Source organism: Pseudomonas paraveronii (assembly GCF_963681955.1).
Classification (GTDB): domain Bacteria; phylum Pseudomonadota; class Gammaproteobacteria; order Pseudomonadales; family Pseudomonadaceae; genus Aquipseudomonas; species Aquipseudomonas paraveronii.
This window is the reverse complement of record NZ_OY817130.1, coordinates 614,937-635,641: the sequence shown is the minus strand read 5'-3', so window position 1 is coordinate 635,641 and position 20,705 is coordinate 614,937. Positions and strand designations below refer to the sequence as shown.

General features: G+C 60.0%; 18 protein-coding genes and 2 tRNA genes. 5 read left to right on the top strand and 15 right to left on the bottom strand.

The annotated features are described in order from the left end of the window. Positions 1-77 precede the first annotated feature (77 nt). From U5A08_RS02715 to U5A08_RS02700, 4 genes are all read right to left on the bottom strand, one after another. Positions 78-3,368: a transglutaminase family protein gene (locus U5A08_RS02715; protein WP_253393133.1), complete on the bottom strand. Its 3,291-nt coding sequence runs from the start codon at positions 3,366-3,368 to the stop codon at positions 78-80. Between the two features lie 201 nt (positions 3,369-3,569). Beyond that, on the bottom strand, positions 3,570-4,064 hold the full coding sequence (locus U5A08_RS02710; RefSeq protein ID WP_253393131.1) for a hypothetical protein: 495 nt from the start codon (positions 4,062-4,064) through the stop codon (positions 3,570-3,572). A gap of 3 nt (positions 4,065-4,067) precedes the next feature. Next, positions 4,068-4,562, bottom strand: coding sequence for a hypothetical protein (locus tag U5A08_RS02705; protein WP_321850171.1), 495 nt, complete (start codon positions 4,560-4,562; stop codon positions 4,068-4,070). Continuing rightward, positions 4,559-5,473 carry an Ssp4 family T6SS effector gene (locus U5A08_RS02700; protein ID WP_253393128.1) on the bottom strand — a complete coding sequence of 305 codons (915 nt, stop codon included), beginning with the start codon at positions 5,471-5,473 and terminating at the stop codon, positions 4,559-4,561. Before U5A08_RS02700 ends, U5A08_RS02705 begins: the two co-directional genes overlap by 4 nt. Positions 5,474-5,660: 187 nt before the next feature. On the opposite strand from U5A08_RS02700, the gene U5A08_RS02695 reads away from it, so the two are divergent. Beyond that, positions 5,661-6,149 carry an Hcp family type VI secretion system effector gene (locus tag U5A08_RS02695; protein WP_253393126.1) on the top strand — a complete coding sequence of 163 codons (489 nt, stop codon included), beginning with the start codon at positions 5,661-5,663 and terminating at the stop codon, positions 6,147-6,149. Between the two features lie 15 nt (positions 6,150-6,164). Here U5A08_RS02695 and U5A08_RS02690 read toward each other — a convergent pair whose 3' ends face one another. From U5A08_RS02690 to rnr, 10 genes are all read right to left on the bottom strand, one after another. Then, positions 6,165-6,605 carry a hypothetical protein gene (locus U5A08_RS02690; protein WP_321850170.1) on the bottom strand — a complete coding sequence of 147 codons (441 nt, stop codon included), beginning with the start codon at positions 6,603-6,605 and terminating at the stop codon, positions 6,165-6,167. Next, positions 6,605-7,531, bottom strand: a complete 927-nt coding sequence (locus U5A08_RS02685) for an Ssp4 family T6SS effector (RefSeq protein ID WP_321850167.1) — start codon at positions 7,529-7,531, stop codon at positions 6,605-6,607. The genes U5A08_RS02690 and U5A08_RS02685 overlap by 1 nt, the downstream gene beginning before the upstream one ends. Positions 7,532-7,759: 228 nt before the next feature. Further along, positions 7,760-10,063, bottom strand: a complete 2,304-nt coding sequence (locus U5A08_RS02680; protein WP_321850165.1) for a YgiQ family radical SAM protein — start codon at positions 10,061-10,063, stop codon at positions 7,760-7,762. A gap of 98 nt (positions 10,064-10,161) precedes the next feature. Beyond that, positions 10,162-11,556: a replicative DNA helicase gene (dnaB, locus tag U5A08_RS02675; protein ID WP_253393118.1), complete on the bottom strand. Its 1,395-nt coding sequence runs from the start codon at positions 11,554-11,556 to the stop codon at positions 10,162-10,164. Positions 11,557-11,667: 111 nt separating this feature from the next. Continuing rightward, positions 11,668-12,114, bottom strand: coding sequence for a 50S ribosomal protein L9 (rplI, locus tag U5A08_RS02670; protein ID WP_010563337.1), 447 nt, complete (start codon positions 12,112-12,114; stop codon positions 11,668-11,670). Positions 12,115-12,132: 18 nt separating this feature from the next. Then, positions 12,133-13,023, bottom strand: a complete 891-nt coding sequence (locus tag U5A08_RS02665) for a YybS family protein (RefSeq protein WP_253393116.1) — start codon at positions 13,021-13,023, stop codon at positions 12,133-12,135. A 36-nt stretch (positions 13,024-13,059) separates the two neighbouring features. Beyond that, positions 13,060-13,290, bottom strand: coding sequence for a 30S ribosomal protein S18 (gene rpsR, locus U5A08_RS02660; RefSeq protein WP_002551829.1), 231 nt, complete (start codon positions 13,288-13,290; stop codon positions 13,060-13,062). A 28-nt stretch (positions 13,291-13,318) separates the two neighbouring features. After that, the gene (gene rpsF / locus U5A08_RS02655) at positions 13,319-13,741 is read right to left on the bottom strand and encodes a 30S ribosomal protein S6 (RefSeq protein WP_226505553.1); all 423 of its coding nucleotides are present in this window, start codon (positions 13,739-13,741) and stop codon (positions 13,319-13,321) included. Between the two features lie 247 nt (positions 13,742-13,988). Then, positions 13,989-14,744: a 23S rRNA (guanosine(2251)-2'-O)-methyltransferase RlmB gene (gene rlmB / locus U5A08_RS02650; RefSeq protein WP_247399613.1), complete on the bottom strand. Its 756-nt coding sequence runs from the start codon at positions 14,742-14,744 to the stop codon at positions 13,989-13,991. Further along, positions 14,741-17,377, bottom strand: coding sequence for a ribonuclease R (gene rnr, locus U5A08_RS02645; protein ID WP_253393114.1), 2,637 nt, complete (start codon positions 17,375-17,377; stop codon positions 14,741-14,743). The genes rlmB and rnr overlap by 4 nt, the downstream gene beginning before the upstream one ends. Before the next feature lie 224 nt (positions 17,378-17,601). Between rnr and U5A08_RS02640 the strand changes: the two genes are divergently transcribed. Then, positions 17,602-17,688: transfer RNA gene (locus tag U5A08_RS02640), tRNA-Leu, on the top strand. Positions 17,689-17,697: 9 nt separating this feature from the next. Here the strand turns inward: U5A08_RS02640 and U5A08_RS02635 are convergent. Then, a complete protein-coding gene (locus U5A08_RS02635) occupies positions 17,698-17,892 on the bottom strand; it encodes a hypothetical protein (protein WP_321850161.1) in 195 nt (64 codons plus the stop codon). Between U5A08_RS02635 and U5A08_RS02630 the strand changes: the two genes are divergently transcribed. The 3 genes from U5A08_RS02630 to U5A08_RS02620 all read left to right on the top strand — a co-directional run bounded on the left by U5A08_RS02630 (position 17,867) and on the right by U5A08_RS02620 (position 20,673). Continuing rightward, positions 17,867-17,953 (top strand) — tRNA-Leu (locus U5A08_RS02630). The genes U5A08_RS02635 and U5A08_RS02630 overlap by 26 nt on opposite strands. Positions 17,954-18,097: 144 nt before the next feature. Beyond that, positions 18,098-19,123: an iron ABC transporter substrate-binding protein gene (locus tag U5A08_RS02625; RefSeq protein WP_321850160.1), complete on the top strand. Its 1,026-nt coding sequence runs from the start codon at positions 18,098-18,100 to the stop codon at positions 19,121-19,123. Next, on the top strand, positions 19,123-20,673 hold the full coding sequence (locus tag U5A08_RS02620; RefSeq protein ID WP_253393102.1) for an ABC transporter permease: 1,551 nt from the start codon (positions 19,123-19,125) through the stop codon (positions 20,671-20,673). Before U5A08_RS02625 ends, U5A08_RS02620 begins: the two co-directional genes overlap by 1 nt. Positions 20,674-20,705: the final 32 nt, after the last annotated feature.

The following is a 20,705-nucleotide window of genomic DNA, read 5'->3' as shown; positions in this document are numbered from 1 at the left end:
CGGTGGGTCAGTCAACTCATGTATCGGCTGATTCATCGCAATCGGGAGCAAGCTCCCTCCCACATTTTGGCTTGCATTCAGTCATTTTTATTGGGGAAGCGTCGCAAATCCAAAGTCATCGGCAATTCGTCATTGATCACGACGGTCGGCACAGGCAGCTTGCCCGGGCTATGCCCCAGGCGGAAAAACCGCGCCATGCGCCGGCTCTCGGCTTCATTGGCGTTCACTGGCAGGCTGTCGTAGTTCCGCCCGCCCGGATGCGCCACATGATACTGGCAACCGCCCAGGGAGCGCTGCATCCAGGTGTCGAGCAGATCGAACACCAACGGCGCATGCACGGCAATGGTCGGTTGCAGACAGTTGGCCGGCTGCCAGGCGCGATACCGCACGCCGGCGACGAACTCGCCGATGCGCCCGGTCGGTTGCAGCGGCACCGGGATACCGTTGCAGGTCAGCAAATAGCGCTGCGGCGGCAGCCCGCTCAATTTCACCTGCAGACGCTCCAGGGACGAATCCACATAGCGCACCGTGCCGCCGACCGCGCCCTCCTCGCCCAGCACATGCCAGGGCTCCAGGGCCTGGCGCAGTTCCAGTTCAATGCCGCTGACGGCGTAGTCGCCGACTTTGGGAAAGCGGAATTCCAGGTGCGCGGCAAACCATTCGGCGCGCAGCGGGTAGCCAGCGGCGTTGAGTTCGACGATCACATCGGCAAAATCCTGCTCGATGAAGTGCGGCAACAGGAAGCGGTCATGCAACTCGGTGCCCCAGCGCGCCAGTTTCGGGGGCGCATAGGGTTCGCGCCAGAAGCGCGCCACCAGCGCGCGCAGCAGCAGTTGCTGGGTCAGGCTCATGCGTGCATGGGGCGGCATTTCAAAGGCGCGCAACTCCAGCAGGCCCAGGCGCCCGGTGGCGCCATCGGGAGAGTAGAGCTTGTCGACGCAAAATTCGGCGCGATGGGTGTTGCCGGTCACGTCGATCAGCAGATTGCGCAACAGCCGGTCGACCAACCACGGCGGGCATTCTTCGCCAGGCGCGGGCATTTGCGCGAAGGCGATTTCCAGCTCATACAGCGCATCGTTACGCGCTTCATCGACCCTGGGCGCCTGGGACGTCGGGCCGATGAACAAGCCGGAAAACAGGTAGGACAACGACGGATGGTTGTGCCAGTAGCTGATCAAGCTGCGCAGCAGATCGGGGCGCCGCAGGAACGGTGAGTCCTTGGGTGTCGCGCCGCCCAGCACGAAGTGGTTACCGCCGCCGGTGCCAGTGTGGCGCCCGTCGATCATGAACTTTTCGGTGGTCAGGCGGGTTTGCCGCGCCTCTTCGTAGAGGAACTCGGTGCGTTCCACCAACTCGTCCCAGGTGGCGGACGGCTGCACGTTGACCTCGATCACACCAGGGTCGGGCGTGACCCGGAAGTTGCTCAGACGGTAATCCGCCGGCGGCTCGTAGCCCTCCAGCAGCACCGGGCAGTGCAGTTCTTCAGCGGTGGCTTCGATGGCGGCCACCAGTTCCAGGTAGTCCTCGACGCGCTCCAGCGGCGGCATGAACAGATACAGGCGGCCTTCGCGCGCTTCGGCGCACAGCGCGGTGCGGGTCAGCCAGTCGGCGGACTCGTCGATCTTCGGCAGGCGTTCGGCGCTCGGCGCCGGTTCGCCATGGCGTTGCAATTGCGCTGTGCTCGGCAGCTCGGGCAAGTCCTGATTGGGGTCGGTCGGATGGACAAACGGGTATTCCGCCGCCGTCACCCAGGGCTGCGAGGCCAGCGGCAGGCGATAACCCAGCGGCGAATCCCCCGGCACCAGTCGGCAGTGATTGTCGCGCAGGTACCAGCGCCCACTCTGCCAGCGGTCATTGGCGGCAGTGCGCGCCAGCGGCAGCACCTGGCCGATGATTTTATCCAGGCCCTGGCTGAACACTTTGCGCAGGCGCTCGCGTTCCAACTCATCGCTCAGGCGCGGGTCGAGGGCGGTGACGTTTTGCGGCAGCGCGCCTTCGCGCCACAGGTAGTAGAAGTTGTCCTCAAAGGCCGGGAATACAAACCGCGCCGGCAGCTTCAGGCGCTCGGCAACGCTGGCCAGGAAACGCCCGGCCAATACGCCATCAGCGCCGTAGTCCTGTTGCTCATCGGCGATCAACGCGCTGTTGTGCCAAATCGGCTCGCCGTCGCGGCGCCAGTAACAATTGAGCGACCAGCGCGGCAGTTGCTCGCCGGGGTACCACTTGCCCTGGCCGAAATGCACCAGGCCTTTGGGCGCGTAGTGTTTGCGCATGCGCTGGAACAGCTCGGCCGACAGGCGACGCTTGTCCGGCCCCAGGGCAGCGGTGTTCCACTCGGCGCCGTCGGGGTCGTCGATGGAGACGAAGGTCGGCTCGCCGCCCATGGTCAGGCGCACGTCGTCCGCCAGCAGGTCGCTATCGATCTGCCGACCCAGGGCCTGAATCGCCAGCCATTGTTCTTCGGTGTAGGGCTTGGTCACCCGTGGCGCTTCCCAGATGCGCTCTACCGACATCTCGTGGGTGAATTCGCACTCGCACGGCTCCACCAGGCCACTGATCGGCGCGGCAGACGATGGATCGGGACTACAGGCCAACGGAATATGGCCTTCACCGGCGAACAACCCGGAGGTGGCATCCAGGCCGATCCAGCCGGCGCCGGGCAAATACACTTCGCACCAGGCGTGCAGGTCGGTGAAGTCCACCTCGGTGCCGGACGGGCCATCGAGGGCTTTGACGTCGGCGGTGAGCTGGATCAGATAACCGGAGACAAACCGCGCCGCCAGCCCCAGGTTGCGCAGCAATTGCACCAGCAGCCAAGCCGAATCGCGGCACGAGCCGGAGGCATTTTCCAGGGTGAATTCCGGGGTCTGCACGCCGGGTTCCATGCGGATCAGGTAACCGATATCGGCGGCCAGGCGCTGGTTGAGGCCCACCAGAAAATCCACGGCCGGCAGCGGCGTGCGGTCGATACCCGCCAGGTAAGCGGCGAACTTCGGCGTCAGCGGCAAGGTTTCCAGGTACGGCGCCAACTCGCGCTGCTCGTCGGCGGCGTAGCGGAACGGGATTTTTTCCGCGTAGGGCTCAAGGAAAAAATCGAACGGGTTGAACACCGCCATCTCGGCGACCAGGTCGACTTCGATACGCAGTTCGTCAGTCTTTTCCGGGAACACCAGGCGCGCCAGGTAATTGCCCTGGGGGTCCTGCTGCCAATTGATGAAATGCTGCTCGGGCAGCACTTTCAGTGCGTAGGACAAAATCCGCGTGCGGCTATGGGCCGCCGGGCGCAAACGCACGATCTGTGGGCCGAGTTCGACAGCGCGGTCGTAGCGGTAATGCGTAACGTGGTGCAACGCGACATGAATCGACACGGCGGCCTCCTGCGAGCCAGGGCATGGACACAACGCGCGCAAGACTTATGCCAGAGCGGCGGTCATTGCGCTTTATCGTAAGACCCGGTGCAGTACAGCACCAAAACGGCGCCAACGTTGGTGCGATGGTGCAAGAGCTGCACATATTTGTGGCAGGGAGTGGGTGGGGCGGTATCGGTTTGGTGGGGGCTGGGTGGGGAATCACCTCGGTTTTTTTATTCTGATTATTGCGCGCTCGTGTTTGCGCCGTTTTTCAATGGCAACCATTACCTTTCCGCGCATGTGGCGAAGTTCTACGCATTTGGCACGCATTTCCCGGTGGCGTTTGCTGCGAAGCAGCAGCAGGCCGAGTACCGGCCAAAAGAAGCATTCGGCGTAAATGAATGGGTTCGGTGAAAAATGAAAACCTGGCACAGCGACCAACAGGCAGGCGATGAAAAGGCCATACATGCCCCAGGCCCATTTCGGGCGCCCGGAGGCGATCATGAAATTGCAGAGGGTGATAAAGAGAGCTAACGCCACGCAGGCATTTTCAGCCGCAGCGTTCGATAACGATGGTAAATAATAGTTTTCCACCAGCACGACAAGAGTGGCACCGCCGAAAATACCCGAAAAAATTACGCCGATAAACACAGGAAAGTAGCGCAAAAGAAAAGGGCGTATCGGTATGAGAGGTTTCCGTCCGAGAAGTCTCACTCATTACCTCGATTTCTTTATTCTGATTATTGCGCGCTCGTGTTTACGCCGCTTTTCAATGGCCACCATTACCTTCCCGCGCATATGGCGAAGTTCTACGCATTTGGCACGCATTTCCCGGTGGCGTTTGCTGCGAAGTAGCAGCAGGCCGAGTACCGGCCAAAAGAAGCACTCAGCGTAAACGAAGGGGTTCGGTGAAAAATGAAAACCTGGCACAGCAACCAACAGGCAGGCGATGAAAAGGCCATACATGCCCCAGACCCACTTAGGTCGCCCGTAGGCGATCATGAAATTGCAGAGCGTGATAAAGAGAGCTAACACCCTCCCGACATTTTCAGCAGCAGCATTCGTTAACGATGGGAAATAATAGTTTTCCACCAGCACGACAAGAGTAGCAGTGCCGAAAAGACTCGAAAAAATTACGCCGATAAACACAGGAAAGTAGCGCAAAAGAAAAGGGCGTATCGGTATGAGAGGTTTCCGTCCGAGAAGTCTCACTCTGATATATCCTCATACAGCCCAACCGCTATAATCCGGATGTTCCCGGACCGCACGCTGCCAGCAACTCCCAACGCCGCGCCAAGGGCATCGAGCATCTGCAAGATGGTCCCATTTCTTACTTCTGCCGAGGTGTAGCGCTTGGGCATATCTCCAGCCAGTTGTTTGAGTTTGATCATTTTTCGAGTCATCTCCGGATGGTTGATGCTCAGTAACTCCTTAGTGAGCTTTACCCGTTCTTGCCGATTCAAGCCTTTGAGTACCTGGTGCGTGTTTTTCCCCGTTGTCTTTTTAAGCGTATTGACGAGTCGGATTGTCGACATTGCTGCTGTACCAGCGCTTAACAACGAAGCCGCATCCAGCCCGGCCATTAAGGCCTGATGCCATTGATCGCTGTCCATGGCGTCGTTAAGGGCAGGGTCATTAATTTCATTTCTAGTCCGGCGAATGCCAATCCAGCATTGAGCAGTGCTGGCTGACGCGCCTACGACGCTAATCGCAGCCGCTACGCCGGTAGTCCCAAACGTAAACGGACTCAACCCTAACCCACCCGCTATCACCAACCAACTAATCACCGCCGAAGTACACGCCAACCCCGTATTCACCGCCTCAAACGCCACCTGCGAGTCTCGCGGTTCATTCGCCAGTTGCCGAGCGAACTCCACCCGCCCGACATAGCTGGGCGCCTCGCGCAAAATCACATTCTTCGGCGCGATACTGCAAATCGGCTGAAATTCACGCAGCACAACTATCCTTAGCTGCGCGTCGAGGTACACCACGCCGGCACCGACGATGGCCGGATCAGCATCAATCGCCGCAAATAACTTGCGCAGATCAATACTGTTTTCCAACCACTGCCGCGTCATGTAATTGGAACTGAGGAAACCGTCTCTGAATACGCTGGAAGTCATCCCTTTACTCCTGAGGTTCACAAGAGCACAGAGGGTAAAGACTGCCTCCCCCCGAAAAATGTCAGAAGTTTCGCTTTATCTGGACAGGCACTTCCTGATCGTGATGCAGCACCTTGTAAGCCATATCCCGAATAAGAAAAAGTACGCCCCACGCCACTTCCGGCGCACACCAAAACAGGGAGCGACAATGGCAACTGACATGTTTTTGAAGTTGGGGGACATCAAGGGCGAGTCCAAAGACCAGGCCCATCGCGACGAAATCGAGATCAGCCGATGGGGCTGGGGCATGTCCCAGACCGGTTCCATGCATACCGGTAGCGGCGGCGGTGCCGGCAAGGTCAATATTGAAAACCTGTCCATCTCCAAGGTCATGGACAAGTCTTCACCCAACCTGATGATGGCCTGCTCCACCGGCAAGCATTACCCGGAGGCGCGGTTAGTGGTGCGCAAGGCCGGCGGCAGCAGTGCCGTGGAGTATCTGGTGATCACGTTGAAGGAAGTCATGGTCACGTCCTACCAAACCGACGCGGTGACCAGCAGCGACGTACTGACTGAGGTGATAGCCCTGAACTTCGCCACGGTCGAAGTCAGCTACCAGCCGCAAAAATCCGACGGCGGCAAGGACGGCGGCGCCGTCAAATACGGCTGGAACATTCGCCAGAACGTCAAAGTCTGAAACCGCGCGCCGAGGCTACAGCCCGGCCTTGGCCGCCTCCCGCAACCGCCGCACTTCGACCAACTTGCTCACCATCGACCGATACCCCTTACTGTTGATCAGCAGCAACCCGAGCAATGGCCAGAACAGGCTTTCACTGTAGATAAACCAGTGCGGCCGGTAGTGCAGCGTTGGCAGCACCACCAACAGACACGCCGCAAAAAACGCCACCATCCCCCACACGGCCCAGGCTCGGCCGCGCACCACCAAAAAGTTGCTGTTGGCCACGAACAGTGCAGCAGCTATCACCACGAACCAGGACACAGTGGCATTGGTTGCCATGGGCAGGTCGGCAAAATAGGTGCTGGCCGCCAGGGAAATCGCCGCCGAACCGCCGAGACAACCGGCGAGAATCACGCCGATGAACGCGGGAAAATGTTCCAGCAAAAACGGTTTCAGCGACGGAACACCACTCATCACTCGCCCTCTTCGTACAAGCCAATCGCAAAGGTCTTGGCCTGTTTGTAGTTATCCGAACGCTTCAAGCCCCAGACGCTCAGCCCCGCACTGAAGGCATCGCCCAATTGGACGTAGGTGGCGTGCTTGAGCTGGGTCGGCGTAAAGCGTTTGGGCAACTCGCCGCTCAGTTGCAGCAGCTTGCGCATCTTGTTCGACATTTGCGGGTCCGCCACTTTCAGCAGCTCTTTGGTGAGTTTCTCACGCTCCTGCCCGTTCAGACCTTTCAGCACCTGACGCATGCTTTTGCCAGTGGCCGCGCGGGTGACGTTGACCAGCTTGACTGTCGTCAGCGCCGATGCGCCCACGCCGACCAAGGCGGCACCGTCGAGGATTTTGGTCGCCGCTTGGTACCACTCTTCGTTATCCAGGTAATCGTTCATCGCCGGGTTGACGATTTCGTTGCGTGTACGGAACCCACCGACCAGGCACGACACGGTGCTGGCCGAGGCGGCGGTATAGCCGATGGCCGTCACGACCGTGCTGGCGCCGGCGGTAAACGGGATGGCGATGGTGCCGCTCAACACCACCAGCCAGCCAATGACCGCGCCGCCGCAGGACAAGGTGGTGTTGAAGGCTTCACTCACCAATCGCGATTCGCGCGGGTTGTTCAGCACTTGGTCGGCGAACTGTGCCGGGGCGATGTATTTCTGCGCTTCGCGCACAATGATGCGCTTGGGTCGAATGCTGCAGATCGGCTTGAACTCGCGCAGGGTCACGACGTTGAAGTCGGCGTCGATATACACCACGCCCGCGCCGACGATGCCAGGGTCGGCGTCGATGATGGCAAACAACCGGGGCAGGTTGACTTCACTCTCGATGCGCTGGCGCGCCATGAACTGCGAGCGGTTGGAGTCCATGCCGATGTTGAGCAGGGGGTTGCTCATGGGGGTGTTCTTCCTTGAAAAGTTGGGGACTGGACTGACGCGATCGGGGGCAAGCCCCCTCCCACATTTGATCGCATTCTCATTCTAGAACTCGGTCAAATATGGGAGGGGCGGTGCGACTTGCTCCCGATGGCGATTTAGTGGGCGCCACCTTAACAAACAGGCTCCCCACCGGCTAGAAAGCAAAACGCCAGCACGAGGCTGGCGTTTTGCATCTTCAGGCTGCGATCAACGCGGTACGACTGGCTTGCGCGCAGGCTTCTTGCCTTTGCCCTTGGCCGCATCGGTGCGTTCCTTGGCGGCCTGCTTGTTGCGCACCATGGCCGCAGCCTTGGCTTGTTCGCGCTTGTCCCACGGGTTGCTGCCGTCGCTGCCACGGGGTGGCAGGCCGGTGTGTTGGGTGAGGATCTTGGTGGTGGTTTCCTTGGCGACCTTGTGGCTGCCGGCCGGCGTCGAGTTTTTGCGACGCGCACTCTGGTAGCTGTCGGTGGCCGGCTGGTGCAACGGGATCAGTTGATCCTTGCCCGGCCCGATCAGGTCGGCGCGGCCCATGCGGGTCAGCGCTTCACGCAGCATCGGCCAGCCTTTCGGGTCGTGATAGCGCAGGAACGCCTTGTGCAGGCGGCGCTGTTCTTCGCTCTTGACGATGGTCACCGAGTCGCTCTTGTAGGTGACCTTGCGCAGCGGGTTCTTGCCCGAGTGGTACATCGCGGTGGCGGTGGCCATCGGCGACGGGTAGAACGCCTGCACCTGGTCGGCGCGGAAGCCGTTGCCCTTGAGCCACAGGGCCAGGTTCATCATGTCTTCATCGGTGGTGCCGGGGTGGGCAGCGATGAAGTACGGGATCAGATACTGTTCCTTGCCCGCTTCCTTGGTGTACTTCTCGAACATGCGCTTGAACTTGTCATAGCTGCCAATGCCCGGCTTCATCATCTGGTTGAGCGGACCTTCCTCGGTGTGTTCCGGGGCGATCTTCAGGTAACCACCGACGTGGTGGGTGACCAGTTCCTTCACATACTCCGGCGACTCAACGGCCAGGTCGTAGCGCAGGCCGGAAGCGATCAGGATCTTCTTCACACCCGGCAGCGCACGGGCGCTGCGGTACAGCTGGATCAGCGACGAGTGGTCAGTGTTCAGGTTCGGGCAGATGCCAGGGAACACGCACGACGGCTTGCGGCACGCGGATTCGATTTCCGGGCTCTTGCAGGCGATGCGGTACATGTTCGCGGTCGGGCCGCCGAGGTCGGAAATCACGCCAGTGAAGCCCGGGACCTTGTCGCGGATTTCTTCGATTTCGCGAATGATCGACTCTTCGGAGCGGTTCTGGATGATCCGGCCTTCGTGCTCGGTGATCGAGCAGAAGGTGCAGCCGCCGAAACAGCCACGCATGATGTTCACCGAGAAACGGATCATGTCGTAGGCCGGGATTTTTTCCTTGCCATACGCCGGGTGCGGAACACGCGCGTAAGGCATGCCAAACACGTAGTCCATTTCTTCGGTGGTCATCGGAATGGGCGGCGGGTTGAACCACACGTCCACTTCACCGTGCTTCTGCACTAGGGCGCGGGCGTTGCCCGGGTTGGTTTCCAGGTGCAACACGCGGTTGGCGTGGGCATAAAGCACGGCGTCGCCACGGACTTTTTCTACCGATGGCAGGCGGATCACGGTCTTGTCGCGGGTCATGCGCGGGCTGGCCAATATCTGCACGACCTTGGCTTCTTCCGGGTCATCGACCGGACCCTTTTCCTGCTCGATGGCGCAGGCCTGGGTGTCCTGGGTGTTCACATACGGGTTGATGATCTTGTCGACCTTGCCCGGCCGGTCGATACGCGTGGAGTCCACTTCGTACCAGCCCGCCGGCGTATCACGGCGAATGAACGCGGTGCCGCGCACATCGGTGATGTCTTCGATCTTGTGGCCCCACGACAGGCGCTGGGCCACCTCGACGATGGCCCGCTCGGCGTTGCCGTACAGCAGGATGTCGGCGGTGGCGTCGATCAGGATCGAGTTGCGCACCCGGTCCTGCCAGTAGTCGTAGTGGGCGATGCGGCGCAGGGACGCTTCGATGCCACCGAGGACAATCGGCACGTTCTTGTAGGCTTCCTTGCACCGCTGGCTGTACACCAGGCTCGCGCGGTCCGGGCGTTTGCCGGCCATGCCGCCAGGGGTGTAGGCGTCGTCGGAGCGGATTTTCTTGTCGGCGGTGTAGCGGTTGATCATCGAGTCCATGTTGCCGGCCGCGACGCCGAAGAACAGGTTCGGCTCGCCGAGCTTCATGAAGTCGTCTTTGGACTGCCAGTTGGGCTGGGCAATGATCCCGACGCGGAAGCCCTGGGACTCCAGCAGCCGGCCGATGATTGCCATGCCGAACGACGGATGGTCAACGTAGGCATCACCGGTGACGATGATGATGTCGCAAGAATCCCAGCCAAGCTGATCCATCTCCTCCCTGCTCATCGGCAGGAATGGCGCAGGACCGAAACATTCGGCCCAGTACTTGGGATAGTCAAATAACGGCTTGGCTGTTTGCATGACGGTGACCGGTGTTGAGATGAAAAATCGCGGGCGCGGAATATAGCACAAATTTTAACCAATTCCGACCTTTGCAGTAGGAATTAGAAAAGGGCTTTTTACTCGTCGTCGAAGTTGTAGCTGCCCGGCGCGAGGTTTTCGAAACGGGTGTATTTGCCGATAAAGGCCAGGCGCGTGGTGCCGATGGGGCCGTTACGCTGCTTACCGATGATGATTTCAGCAATGCCCTTATGCTCGGTTTCCGGGTGATACACCTCGTCGCGGTAAACGAACATGATCACGTCAGCATCCTGCTCGATCGCTCCGGATTCCCGCAAGTCGGAGTTGATCGGGCGCTTGTTCGGCCGTTGCTCCAGGGAACGGTTGAGCTGCGACAGGGCAACCACCGGGCAGTTGAATTCCTTGGCCAACGCTTTCAACGAGCGGGAAATCTCGGAAATCTCGTTGGTGCGGCTGTCGCCACTGGAACCCGGGATCTGCATCAACTGCAGGTAGTCGATCATGATCAGGGCGATATCGCCGTGCTCACGCACCAGGCGGCGGGTACGTGCGCGCATTTCCGAGGGGCTGATACCCGCGGTGTCATCGATAAACAGCTTGCGGTCGTTGAGCAGGTTGACGGCCGAGGTCAGGCGCGGCCAATCGTCGTCTTCCAGACGACCGGCACGCACCTTGGTCTGGTCGATACGCCCCAGGGACGACAACATCCGCATGATCAGCGATTCGCCTGGCATCTCCAGCGAGTAGACCAGTACGGCCTTGTCGCTGCGCAGTACGGCGTTCTCCACCAGGTTCATCGCAAAGGTGGTTTTACCCATGGATGGACGACCGGCGACGATGATCAGGTCAGACGGTTGCAAGCCGCTGGTCATGCCATCGAGGTCGGTGTAGCCGGTGGACAGGCCGGTGATGGCGTTGTCGGTGTTGAACAGGGTATCGATCCGGTCGATGGCCTTGGTCAACAGGTCGTTGACGCTGACCGGACCGCCGGTTTTCGGGCGGGCTTCGGCGATCTGGAAAATCTGCCGTTCGGCTTCGTCGAGAATCTCTTCAGCGGTGCGGCCTTCCGGGTTGAAGGCACTGTCGGCGATCTCGGTGGCGATACCGATCAATTGCCGCAGCGTGGCCCGCGCACGGACGATCTGCGCATAGGCCTTGATGTTGGCAACCGACGGCGTGTTTTTCGCCAGCTCGCCCAGGTAGCCCAGGCCGCCGACTTGTGACGTCTGGCCTTCCTTGTCCAGTTGCTCGGCCAGCGTCACCACGTCGATCGGTGAGTTCTGGTCGGCCAGCCGGGCAATGGCGCGGAAGATCAAGCGGTGGTCATGCCGATAGAAATCACCGTCCGAGACTTGATCCAGCACGCGTTCCCAGGCGTTGTTGTCCAGCATCAAGCCACCGAGCACGGCCTGTTCGGCCTCGATGGAATGCGGCGGCACCTTCAGGGCAGCGGTTTGCAGATCGTATTGCTCAGGAGCTGAAATATCGTTCATGGCCACTTGGAATTAGGGGGTGTGTAAAAAAACAAAAGGCACGACCTGTAAACAGGATCGTGCCCGATGTTAACCGCCTGGCACGCGAGGTGCCAGTCAGTTAGGTGTTGCTTAAGCTGCTACCACGACAACGCGTACGGTGGCTTCAACTTCAGCGTGCAGATGCACGGCTACGTCGAATTCGCCTACGTTGCGGATGGTGCCGTTCGGCAGACGAACTTCGCTTTTCGCAACTTCAACGCCGGAGGCGGTCAGTGCGTCAGCGATGTCGTGGGTGCCGATCGAACCGAACAGCTTGCCTTCGTCACCGGCGGTGGCAGTGATAGTCACTTCCAGCTCAGCCAGTTGGGCAGCGCGAGTTTCGGCCGAAGCTTTTTTGTCTGCTGCTGCTTTTTCCAGCTCAGCACGACGCTCTTCAAACGCAGCCAGGTTGGCAGCGGTTGCAGCGGTGGCTTTGCCGTATGGCAGCAGGTAGTTACGACCGTAGCCGGCCTTAACGTTTACTTTGTCGCCCAGGTTGCCCAGGTTGGCGACTTTTTCCAGAAGGATCAGTTGCATGTGAAAATCCTCTAACTTTTAACCTTCACCGTTCGCGTTATCGGCGTCTTTGGACGCGAGACGACCGCGAATATCAATCAGGCTATCGACAATGGCCAAGACCACGAATAACGGACCGATCAAGTGCATGAGCGGCAAGACAGTGACGTAAAACCCCACCAGCCAGAAACTGGCCAATTTTTTCTGCGCGACCAGTCCATGAAGCAAAGACAGCCCAGCGAAGAACAGCGGCACACTGCACAGCGGCAACAGGATCAAGGCGTTCCACCCGATAAGCGGAGCAACACACATGACGGCCAGCAGTGACAGCGCAACGCGCTTGGGGATTCGGATTGCGCGAAACTCGCGCCCGAAACCACCGGGGTTATACAACAACGCCTGCCAGTAGCGCCCAAGAATCAGGCACAACACACTAAAGACCTGCAACGAAACCGCCGTCGAAATGATCATCAGTGGAACTGTCAATGAAGCGAGAACTGCTTTCTGGTCTGCCGAGAGCTTCTCGTAAGACTCACCCATCACCAGCGGCATAACGTGTTGAAACGTCTGCGCCAATGATTCGATGAAGGAACCGAATACGGTTCCCAGACTCACCGCACACAACAATCCCACGGCCGTGCTGGCCAGCAGCACGCGATTCCAGGAGTAACCGGCGCGTAAAACCAACGCCAGACCGCAAGTCCCGAGCAGCACCAAAAGGGCCGTTGGGTCTTGCAGGAAGTGCCAGCTCACCAACACTGACAACACTCCCACACCCAGGACGCTCAAGGCGTCCGAACCGCGCCGCAGCAGCACAAGGCAAACCGCGGCGGCACTCAACCAAAACAACAACGGCAACACTGCAGCTCCAGCCACTACCAGAGTGGCCTGCACACGACCGCGCATGATGAACTCAGCTAAGGCGCGCATGCATTCAATCCCTTACTACTTGTCGACTGCCCGGTCTCAGCGGCCGTGGCTGTCGGTGTAGGCCAGCAGGGCCAGGAAGCGGGCGCGCTTGATAGCGGTGGCCAGCTGACGCTGATAACGTGCTTTGGTACCGGTGATACGGCTTGGAACGATTTTGCCGGTCTCGGATACGTAGGCTTTCAGAGTGTTGAGATCTTTGTAATCGATCTCTTTCACGTCTTCAGCGGTGAAGCGGCAGAATTTACGACGACGGAAGAAACGTGCCATTTGATAGGCTCCTTAAAAGGTCCGTGGATTACTCGTCAGCGTTATCGCTGTTGTCGCTGTCATCACTATCAGCGCTTTCAGCGCCTTCGTGCTCAGGACGGTCGCGACGCTCACGGCGCTCACTGCGGTTTTCTTCAGCCTTGAGCATCTCGGATTGGCCGGTAACGGCTTCTTCGCGACGGATGACCAGGTTACGGATCACAGCATCGTTGTAGCGGAAGTTGTCTTCCAGCTCGGACAGAGCCTTGCCAGTGCACTCAACGTTCAGCATCACGTAGTGAGCCTTGTGAACATTGTTGATTGCATAGGCCAGTTGACGACGGCCCCAATCTTCCAGACGGTGGATTTTGCCGCCGTCTTCTTCGATCAGCTTGGTGTAACGCTCTACCATGCCGCCGACTTGCTCGCTTTGATCCGGGTGGACCAAAAAGATGATTTCGTAATGACGCATGAATGCTCCTTACGGGTTGTAGCCTGCCGCTCAAAAACGGTCAGACAAGGAGTGAATGACACTTATGGATCTTGCCGCAGGGAGGCACATCGGTGCCTGCCAGGAAGGCAAGGGGCGCAATTGTAGAGAAGGGGGAGGAAGGGCGCAAGGTGATTGGTGATTATTTGAACAATATCGCCGACACCGCGAAAGCAAATGTGGGAGGGGGCTTGCCCCCTCCCACATTTTGATCGAGGCCAGGTTCAGATTACTTCTTGGTCTTGGCCTTGGCGCCGCGTTGGCGTCGGGCTTCAAACAAGCACACGCCCGTCGCAACAGACACATTGAGGCTACTGACGCTACCGGCCATCGGCAGGTGAACCAGATAATCACAATGCTCGCGGGTCAGGCGACGCATGCCTTTGCCTTCGGCGCCCATGATCAGGATGGTCGGGCCGGTGAGGTCCTGGTCATAAATGCTGACCTCGGCCTCCCCCGCCGTGCCCACGACCCACAGGCCGCGCTGCTGGAGTTTCTCCAGGGTGCGCGCGAGGTTGGTCACGGCGACCAGCGGAATCACTTCCGCCGCGCCGCACGCGACTTTACGCACAACCGGCGTCAACGTGGCCGACTTGTCCTTGGGCACGATCACCGCCAGCGCACCGGCAGCATCCGCCGAACGCAGGCAGGCGCCGAGGTTGTGCGGATCGGTCACGCCGTCCAGCACCAGCAACAGCGGTGCGCCTTCGGTGCGGTCGAGCAGTTCGTCGAGCATCGCCTCGCCCCACACCTGGCTCGGGCTGACATCCGCGACGACGCCTTGGTGAACGCCTTCAACCCACACGTCCATTTCGCGACGCTCGGCCTGGCCGATCGCCACGCGGTTTTCGTTGGCCAACTCGACCAACGCCTGCACACGCGGCTCGCTGCGACCTTCCGCCAGCCAAACCTGCTTGACGCGTTTAGGGTGATGACGCAGCAGTGCTTCTACGGCGTGGACGCCGTAGATTTTTTCCAGACTCATGACTTGGCCTTAGGTTTACGCGGCCCGCCGCTTTTCGCGGGAGCCGAACCCGCTTTGGGCGGGCCTTTACGATGTTTACTGGGCTTGCTCGACGGCTTTTCCGCCGTGTGGGGCTTTCCCCCAGACGCCGCTTTACCACCGCTTTTGGCTTCGTTGAGCAACTGCTGCTTCAACTCACGGCTCTTGCGCAGTTCGGCGTTTTTCGCCGCTGCGTCGCTTGGGCGGTAGGCTTCAGGAGCCTTGTCCTTGGCAGCCGGACGACGACCAGCCTTTGCTGGCGCCGGCTCGGTGGCGACAGTTTTCGCAGGCGCCCCCTTGCCTTTGGTGGCCGGAGCGGCGGTTTCGCTGCCACGTTTTTTACGGCCGATCGGCGCGGCGATGGTTTTTTCGGCCATCTCGAAGTCGATCTTGCGCTCGTCCAGGTCGACGCGCATGACGCGCACTTCGACGGTGTCGCCCAAGCGGAAGCTGCGACCGGTACGCTCGCCCGCCAGGCGGTGATGCACAGGATCGAAGTGGTAGTAGTCACCCGGCAAGGCGGTGACATGCACCAGGCCCTCGACGTAGATATCGGTCAGTTCGACAAACAGACCAAAGCCGGTCACGGCCGTGATCACGCCTGGGAACGACTCGCCTACGCGGTCTTTCATGAACTCGCACTTGAGCCAGTTCACAACGTCGCGGGTGGCTTCGTCGGCACGGCGCTCGCTCATGGAGCACTGCTCGCCGAGCTGCTCCAGGGCCGCTTCGTCGTATGGATAGATCCGCGCCTTCGGAATGGTCATGGCACCGGCGCGCTTGACGTGCGGGGTGTCCTGCTTGGAGTGGATCACGCTGCGGATCGCACGGTGCGTGAGCAGGTCCGGGTAACGACGGATCGGCGAGGTGAAGTGGGTGTACGCCTCGTAATTCAAGCCGAAGTGGCCCTGATTGTCGGCGCTGTACACCGCCTGGCTCAGGGAACGCAGCATCACGGTCTGGATCAGGTGGAAATCCGGACGGTCCTTGATGCTGGCCAGCAGTGCCTGGTAATCCTTCGGCGACGGGCCGTCCTTGCCTTTGTGCAGGGACAGACCGAGCTCGCCGAGGAAGGCGCGCAGTTTTTCCAGACGCTCCGGCGGCGGACCGTCGTGCACCCGATACAGCGCAGGAATTTCGTGCTTCTTCAGGAACTCTGCGGTGGCCACGTTGGCCGCCAGCATGCATTCCTCGATCAGCTTGTGCGCGTCGTTGCGGGTGGTCGGGGTGATCTCGGCGATCTTGCGCTGGGAACCGAAGATGATCCGGGTTTCCTGGGTCTCAAAATCGATTGCGCCACGCACATGGCGTGCGCCCAGCAGCACCTTGTACAGCGAGTACAGTTGCTTGAGATGCGGCACCACACCGGCGTATTCAGTACGCAAGGCCTTGGCTTCGCTGGTCTTCGGCGCTTCCAGGATGGTGCTGACCTTGTTGTAGGTCAGGCGCGCCTGAGAGTAGATCACCGCTTCGTAGAACTGGTAATCGGTCATTTCGCCGGTTTTCGAGATGGTCATCTCGCACACCATGGCCAAACGGTCGACTTTCGGGTTCAGGGAGCACAGGCCGTTGGACAACTGCTCAGGCAGCATCGGGATCACGCGCTCAGGGAAGTACACGGAGTTGCCGCGCACCTGAGCTTCGTTATCCAGCGCCGAACCGATCTTCACGTAGCTGGAGACGTCGGCAATCGCCACGTACAACTTCCAGCCACCCGAGAACAGGCGCAGCTTGCCAGGCTTGGCTTCGCAATACACCGCATCGTCGAAGTCGCGAGCGTCTTCGCCGTCGATGGTGACGAACGGCAGATGGCGCAGGTCAATGCGCTTCTCTTTGTCCTTATCTTCGACTTCCGGCTTGAGCTTGGCGGCTTCCTTGAGCACGGCGTCGGGCCAGACGTGCGGAATATCGTAGGTGCGCAGCGCGACGTCGATTTCCATGCCCGGCGCCATGTAGTTGCCGACCACTTCGACGATATCGCCCTGGGGCTGGAAGCGCGGGGTTGGCCAGTGGGTGATTTTCACCTCCACGAACTGACCAACCTTGGCGGCGCCATTGCGGCCCGGGGTCACCAGCACTTCCTGCTGGACCTTCGGGTTGTCCGGAATGACGAAGCCAATGCCGCCTTCTTCGAAGTAACGCCCGACGATGGACTCATGGGCACGGGACACCACTTCGACGATCACACCTTCACGGCGGCCGCGACGGTCCAGGCCCGACACGCGCGCCAGCGCACGGTCGCCATCGAACACCAGACGCATTTGCGCCGGGCTCATGAACAGGTCGTCGCTGCCGTCATCCGGGATCAGGAAGCCGAAGCCGTCACGGTGACCAGCAATGCGGCCCAGGATCAGGTCGAGCTTGTCCACGGGCGCATACGTGCCACGGCGGGTGTAGATCAACTGAGCATCGCGTTCCATGGCACGCAGACGGCGGCGCAGGGCTTCGAGCTGGTCTTCGGTGGTCAGACCGAATTCTTCAACCAACTGCTCGCGGCTAGCAGGCGAACCACGATCGGCGAGATGCGCCAGGATCAGTTCGCGGCTAGGAATAGGGTTTTCATATTTTTCCGCTTCACGAGCGGCCTCGGGATCGAGGGACTGCCAATCGGCCATTAGAGAGTTTTCACCTTGTCTATATGCGGGTTAGTTTGGCATACGCGTATTGAAACGGGAAATTTCAGGCGTCAACAAGTGTTTTAAAGCACTTTGTAGCCCCAAAGACGCACCTTGCACGACCATTGGCGAAATTTTCCAGGCTTTTTTCATGGCGGGGGTTTACAGCTCAAAAGCCACTCCGTATAGTGCGCGCCATCGACGACGGCAACGTTGTTGATGCTGCCCAGGTGGTGAAATTGGTAGACACGCCAGCTTCAGGTGCTGGTGATCGCAAGGTCGTGGAAGTTCGAGTCTTCTCCTGGGCACCAATTTCAAACTCAAGGTTCGACCTTGAGTCTCCCAAAAACCCGCGAAAGCGGTTTTTTGCGTTTCAGGCCTTTGATTTTTAACGCAAATCCCGATTTATTTTTTTGAATCAGGGGTTTACAGATCAAAAAGCCCGCCGTATAGTTCGCTCCATCGACAGCGGCAACGTTGTTTGATAATGCCCAGGTGGTGAAATTGGTAGACACGCCAGCTTCAGGTGCTGGTGATCGCAAGGTCGTGGAAGTTCGAGTCTTCTCCTGGGCACCAAATTCAGATCAAACCCGCGAAAGCGGGTTTTTTCGTTTCCGACGTATGAAAACTCCCCCACCGATTCCCCCCTCGTCCGCACTTGAGAAGTTTTATCGTTTATCCTTGCAACGATTTGTTGCACTCAAGCGAGGAAACTTCCGGATGATGATCCGCGACACCCATCTCAAGACATCCCTTCTGCGCGGCCTAAGCATCACTCTACTCGGCCTGACCCTGCTCTCGCCCACCGCCTATTGCGCCGACAAGATTTCCCTGACCCTGTACAACGGCCAACACAAAGAAGTCGGCGATGACCTCGCCAAGGCCTTCGAAACCAAGACCGGCATCCACGTCAACGTGCGCAAGGGCAGCAGCAACCAGTTGGCCAGCCAGGTCGTCGAAGAAGGCGAGCGCTCCCCGGCCGACGTGATCTACACCGAAGAATCGCCGCCGCTGAACAAACTCGGCGAGCAAGGCCTGCTGGCAAAAATCGACGCCAGCACGCTCGATGTATTACCCAAGGACTATGTCAGCAGGAATGGCGACTGGATGGGCGTGACCGCACGCACCCGCGTCGTGGCGTTCAATCCGAAACTGATTGCCGAGAAAGACCTGCCCAAGTCGGTGCTGGATTTCGCCCGCCCCGAATGGCAAGGCAAGGTCGGCTTCGTCCCCACCAGCGGCGCGTTCCAGGAGCAGGCCGTGGCGATCATCAAGTTGCACGGTCGTGAAGCCGCCGAAGAATGGCTGACCGGCCTGCGCGCCTTCGGCAAGGTGTACAGCAACAACATGGTCGCCCTCAAAGCCGTGGAAAACGGCGAAATCGCCAGCGTGCTGGTGAATAACTACTACTGGTTTGCCCTGAAGAAGGAAAAAACCAACCTGGACTCGCAGTTGCACTACTTCACCAATGGCGATGCCGGCGGCCTGATCACCGTGTCTTCTGCGGCCGCGCTGAAATCCAGCAAGCACCCGAAAGAAGCCCAGCAACTGCTGGCGTTCATGACCAGTGAAGAAGGCCAGCGCGTGATCACCAACACCTCGGCCGAATACCCGCTGCGTAAGGGCATGGAGTCCAATCGCGGCCTCAAGCCGTTCAGCGAGCTGCAACCACCGAAAGTCACCCCCGCCGACCTGGGTAACGCTGAAGAAGCCCTGGACATGGAACGTGACGTTGGCCTGAACTGATGACCTCCGCCTTACGTGGGGGTTACAGCCCGAGGCGCAAGCGTCCTTCGATCTGGCTGTTGCTGCCCGTGTTGCTTCTGGTCGGCTTGAGCCTGCTGCCGCTGGCATACGTCGGGCTCAAGGCCTGGCAAGCCGGCTGGGCGCAAGCGGTGCATCTGCTGTGGCGGCCGTATGTGTTCGGGCTGCTGCGCAACACCCTGGCCCTGATGATTGGGGTGACGGTGGCGTGCGGCGTGATTGGCCTGTCCCTGGCCTGGCTGCTGGAGCGCAGCAACCTGCCGGGGCGCCGCCTCTGGGGCGTGGTCCTGTGCCTGCCGTTCGCGGTGCCGGCGTTTGTCAGCAGCTTCACCTGGGTGTCGCTGAGCGCTAACTTCGAAGGGCTCGGCGGGGCGATCCTGGTGATGACCCTGTCCAAATACCCGCTGGTGTTCCTACCCGTGGCGGCGACCCTGCGCAATCTCGATCCCTCCCTTGAAGAATCTGCGCGCACCCTGGGACTGAATCGCTGGGGCGTGTTCTGGCGCATCACTTTGCCCTTGCTGTGGCCGTCACTGCTGGCCGGGGCACTGCTGATCGCGCTGCATATGCTGGTGGAGTTCGGCGCGCTGTCGATCATCGGCCTACAGACCTTTACCACAGCGATCTACCAGCAATTCGAACTGGAATTCAGCAATGCCAATGCCGCGATGTTGTCGGCGGTGTTGCTGGCGATGTGCCTGACGCTGCTGTGGCTGGAGTTGCGCGTGCGCGGCAAGGGTCGACATGTGCGGATTGGCCAGGGCGCGGCGCGGCATGCGGAACAGGTCCGACTGGGCAAGTGGGCGCCATTGGGGCAGCTGTATTGCCTGGCGCTGGCGATCATCGGCAGCGGCATTCCGCTGGGGATGCTCGGCTATTGGCTGGCGGTGGGCTCGTCGGCCGCGTTCCCGGTGACCGAAATTGGCGAGGCGCTGCTGTCCTCCCTGGCGCTGTCGCTGGGTGGTGCGGCACTGTGCCTGGTACTCGCGGTGCCGGTGGGGTTGCTGGTGGTGCGCTATAAAGGCCATCTGGCGATTTGGGCCGAGCGCCTGCCGTACTTGCTGCACGCCCTGCCCGGACTGGTGATTGCACTGACACTGGTGTACTTCGCCTTGCATTACGTGCCGGCGCTGTACCAGACGTCGGCACTGTTGCTGATTGCCTATGCGCTGCTGTTTTTACCGCTGGCCCAGGCGCCGATCCGGACGGCCTTGAACAAGGCCGCACCGCAGCTGGAAGAGGCCGCACGCACGCTGGGTGCGTCGTCGTTCAGTGCCTTTTGCCGGGTGACCCTGCCGATTATTTTCCCGGCATTGGGGGCGGCATTCGCGCTGGTGTTTCTTGATGCGATGAAGGAATTGACGGCGACATTGCTACTCAGCCCGACCGGGCTGAATACCTTGGCGACGGCGGTGTGGGCGCATACCTCGAATGTGGAGTTCGCGGCGGCGGCGCCTTATGCAGCGTTGTTGATTCTGGTGTCGGGGTTGCCGGTTTATTTGCTCACGACGCGGATGTATTTGAGTCGCTGAAACCGCTATCGGGGGCAAGCTCCCGATGGCGG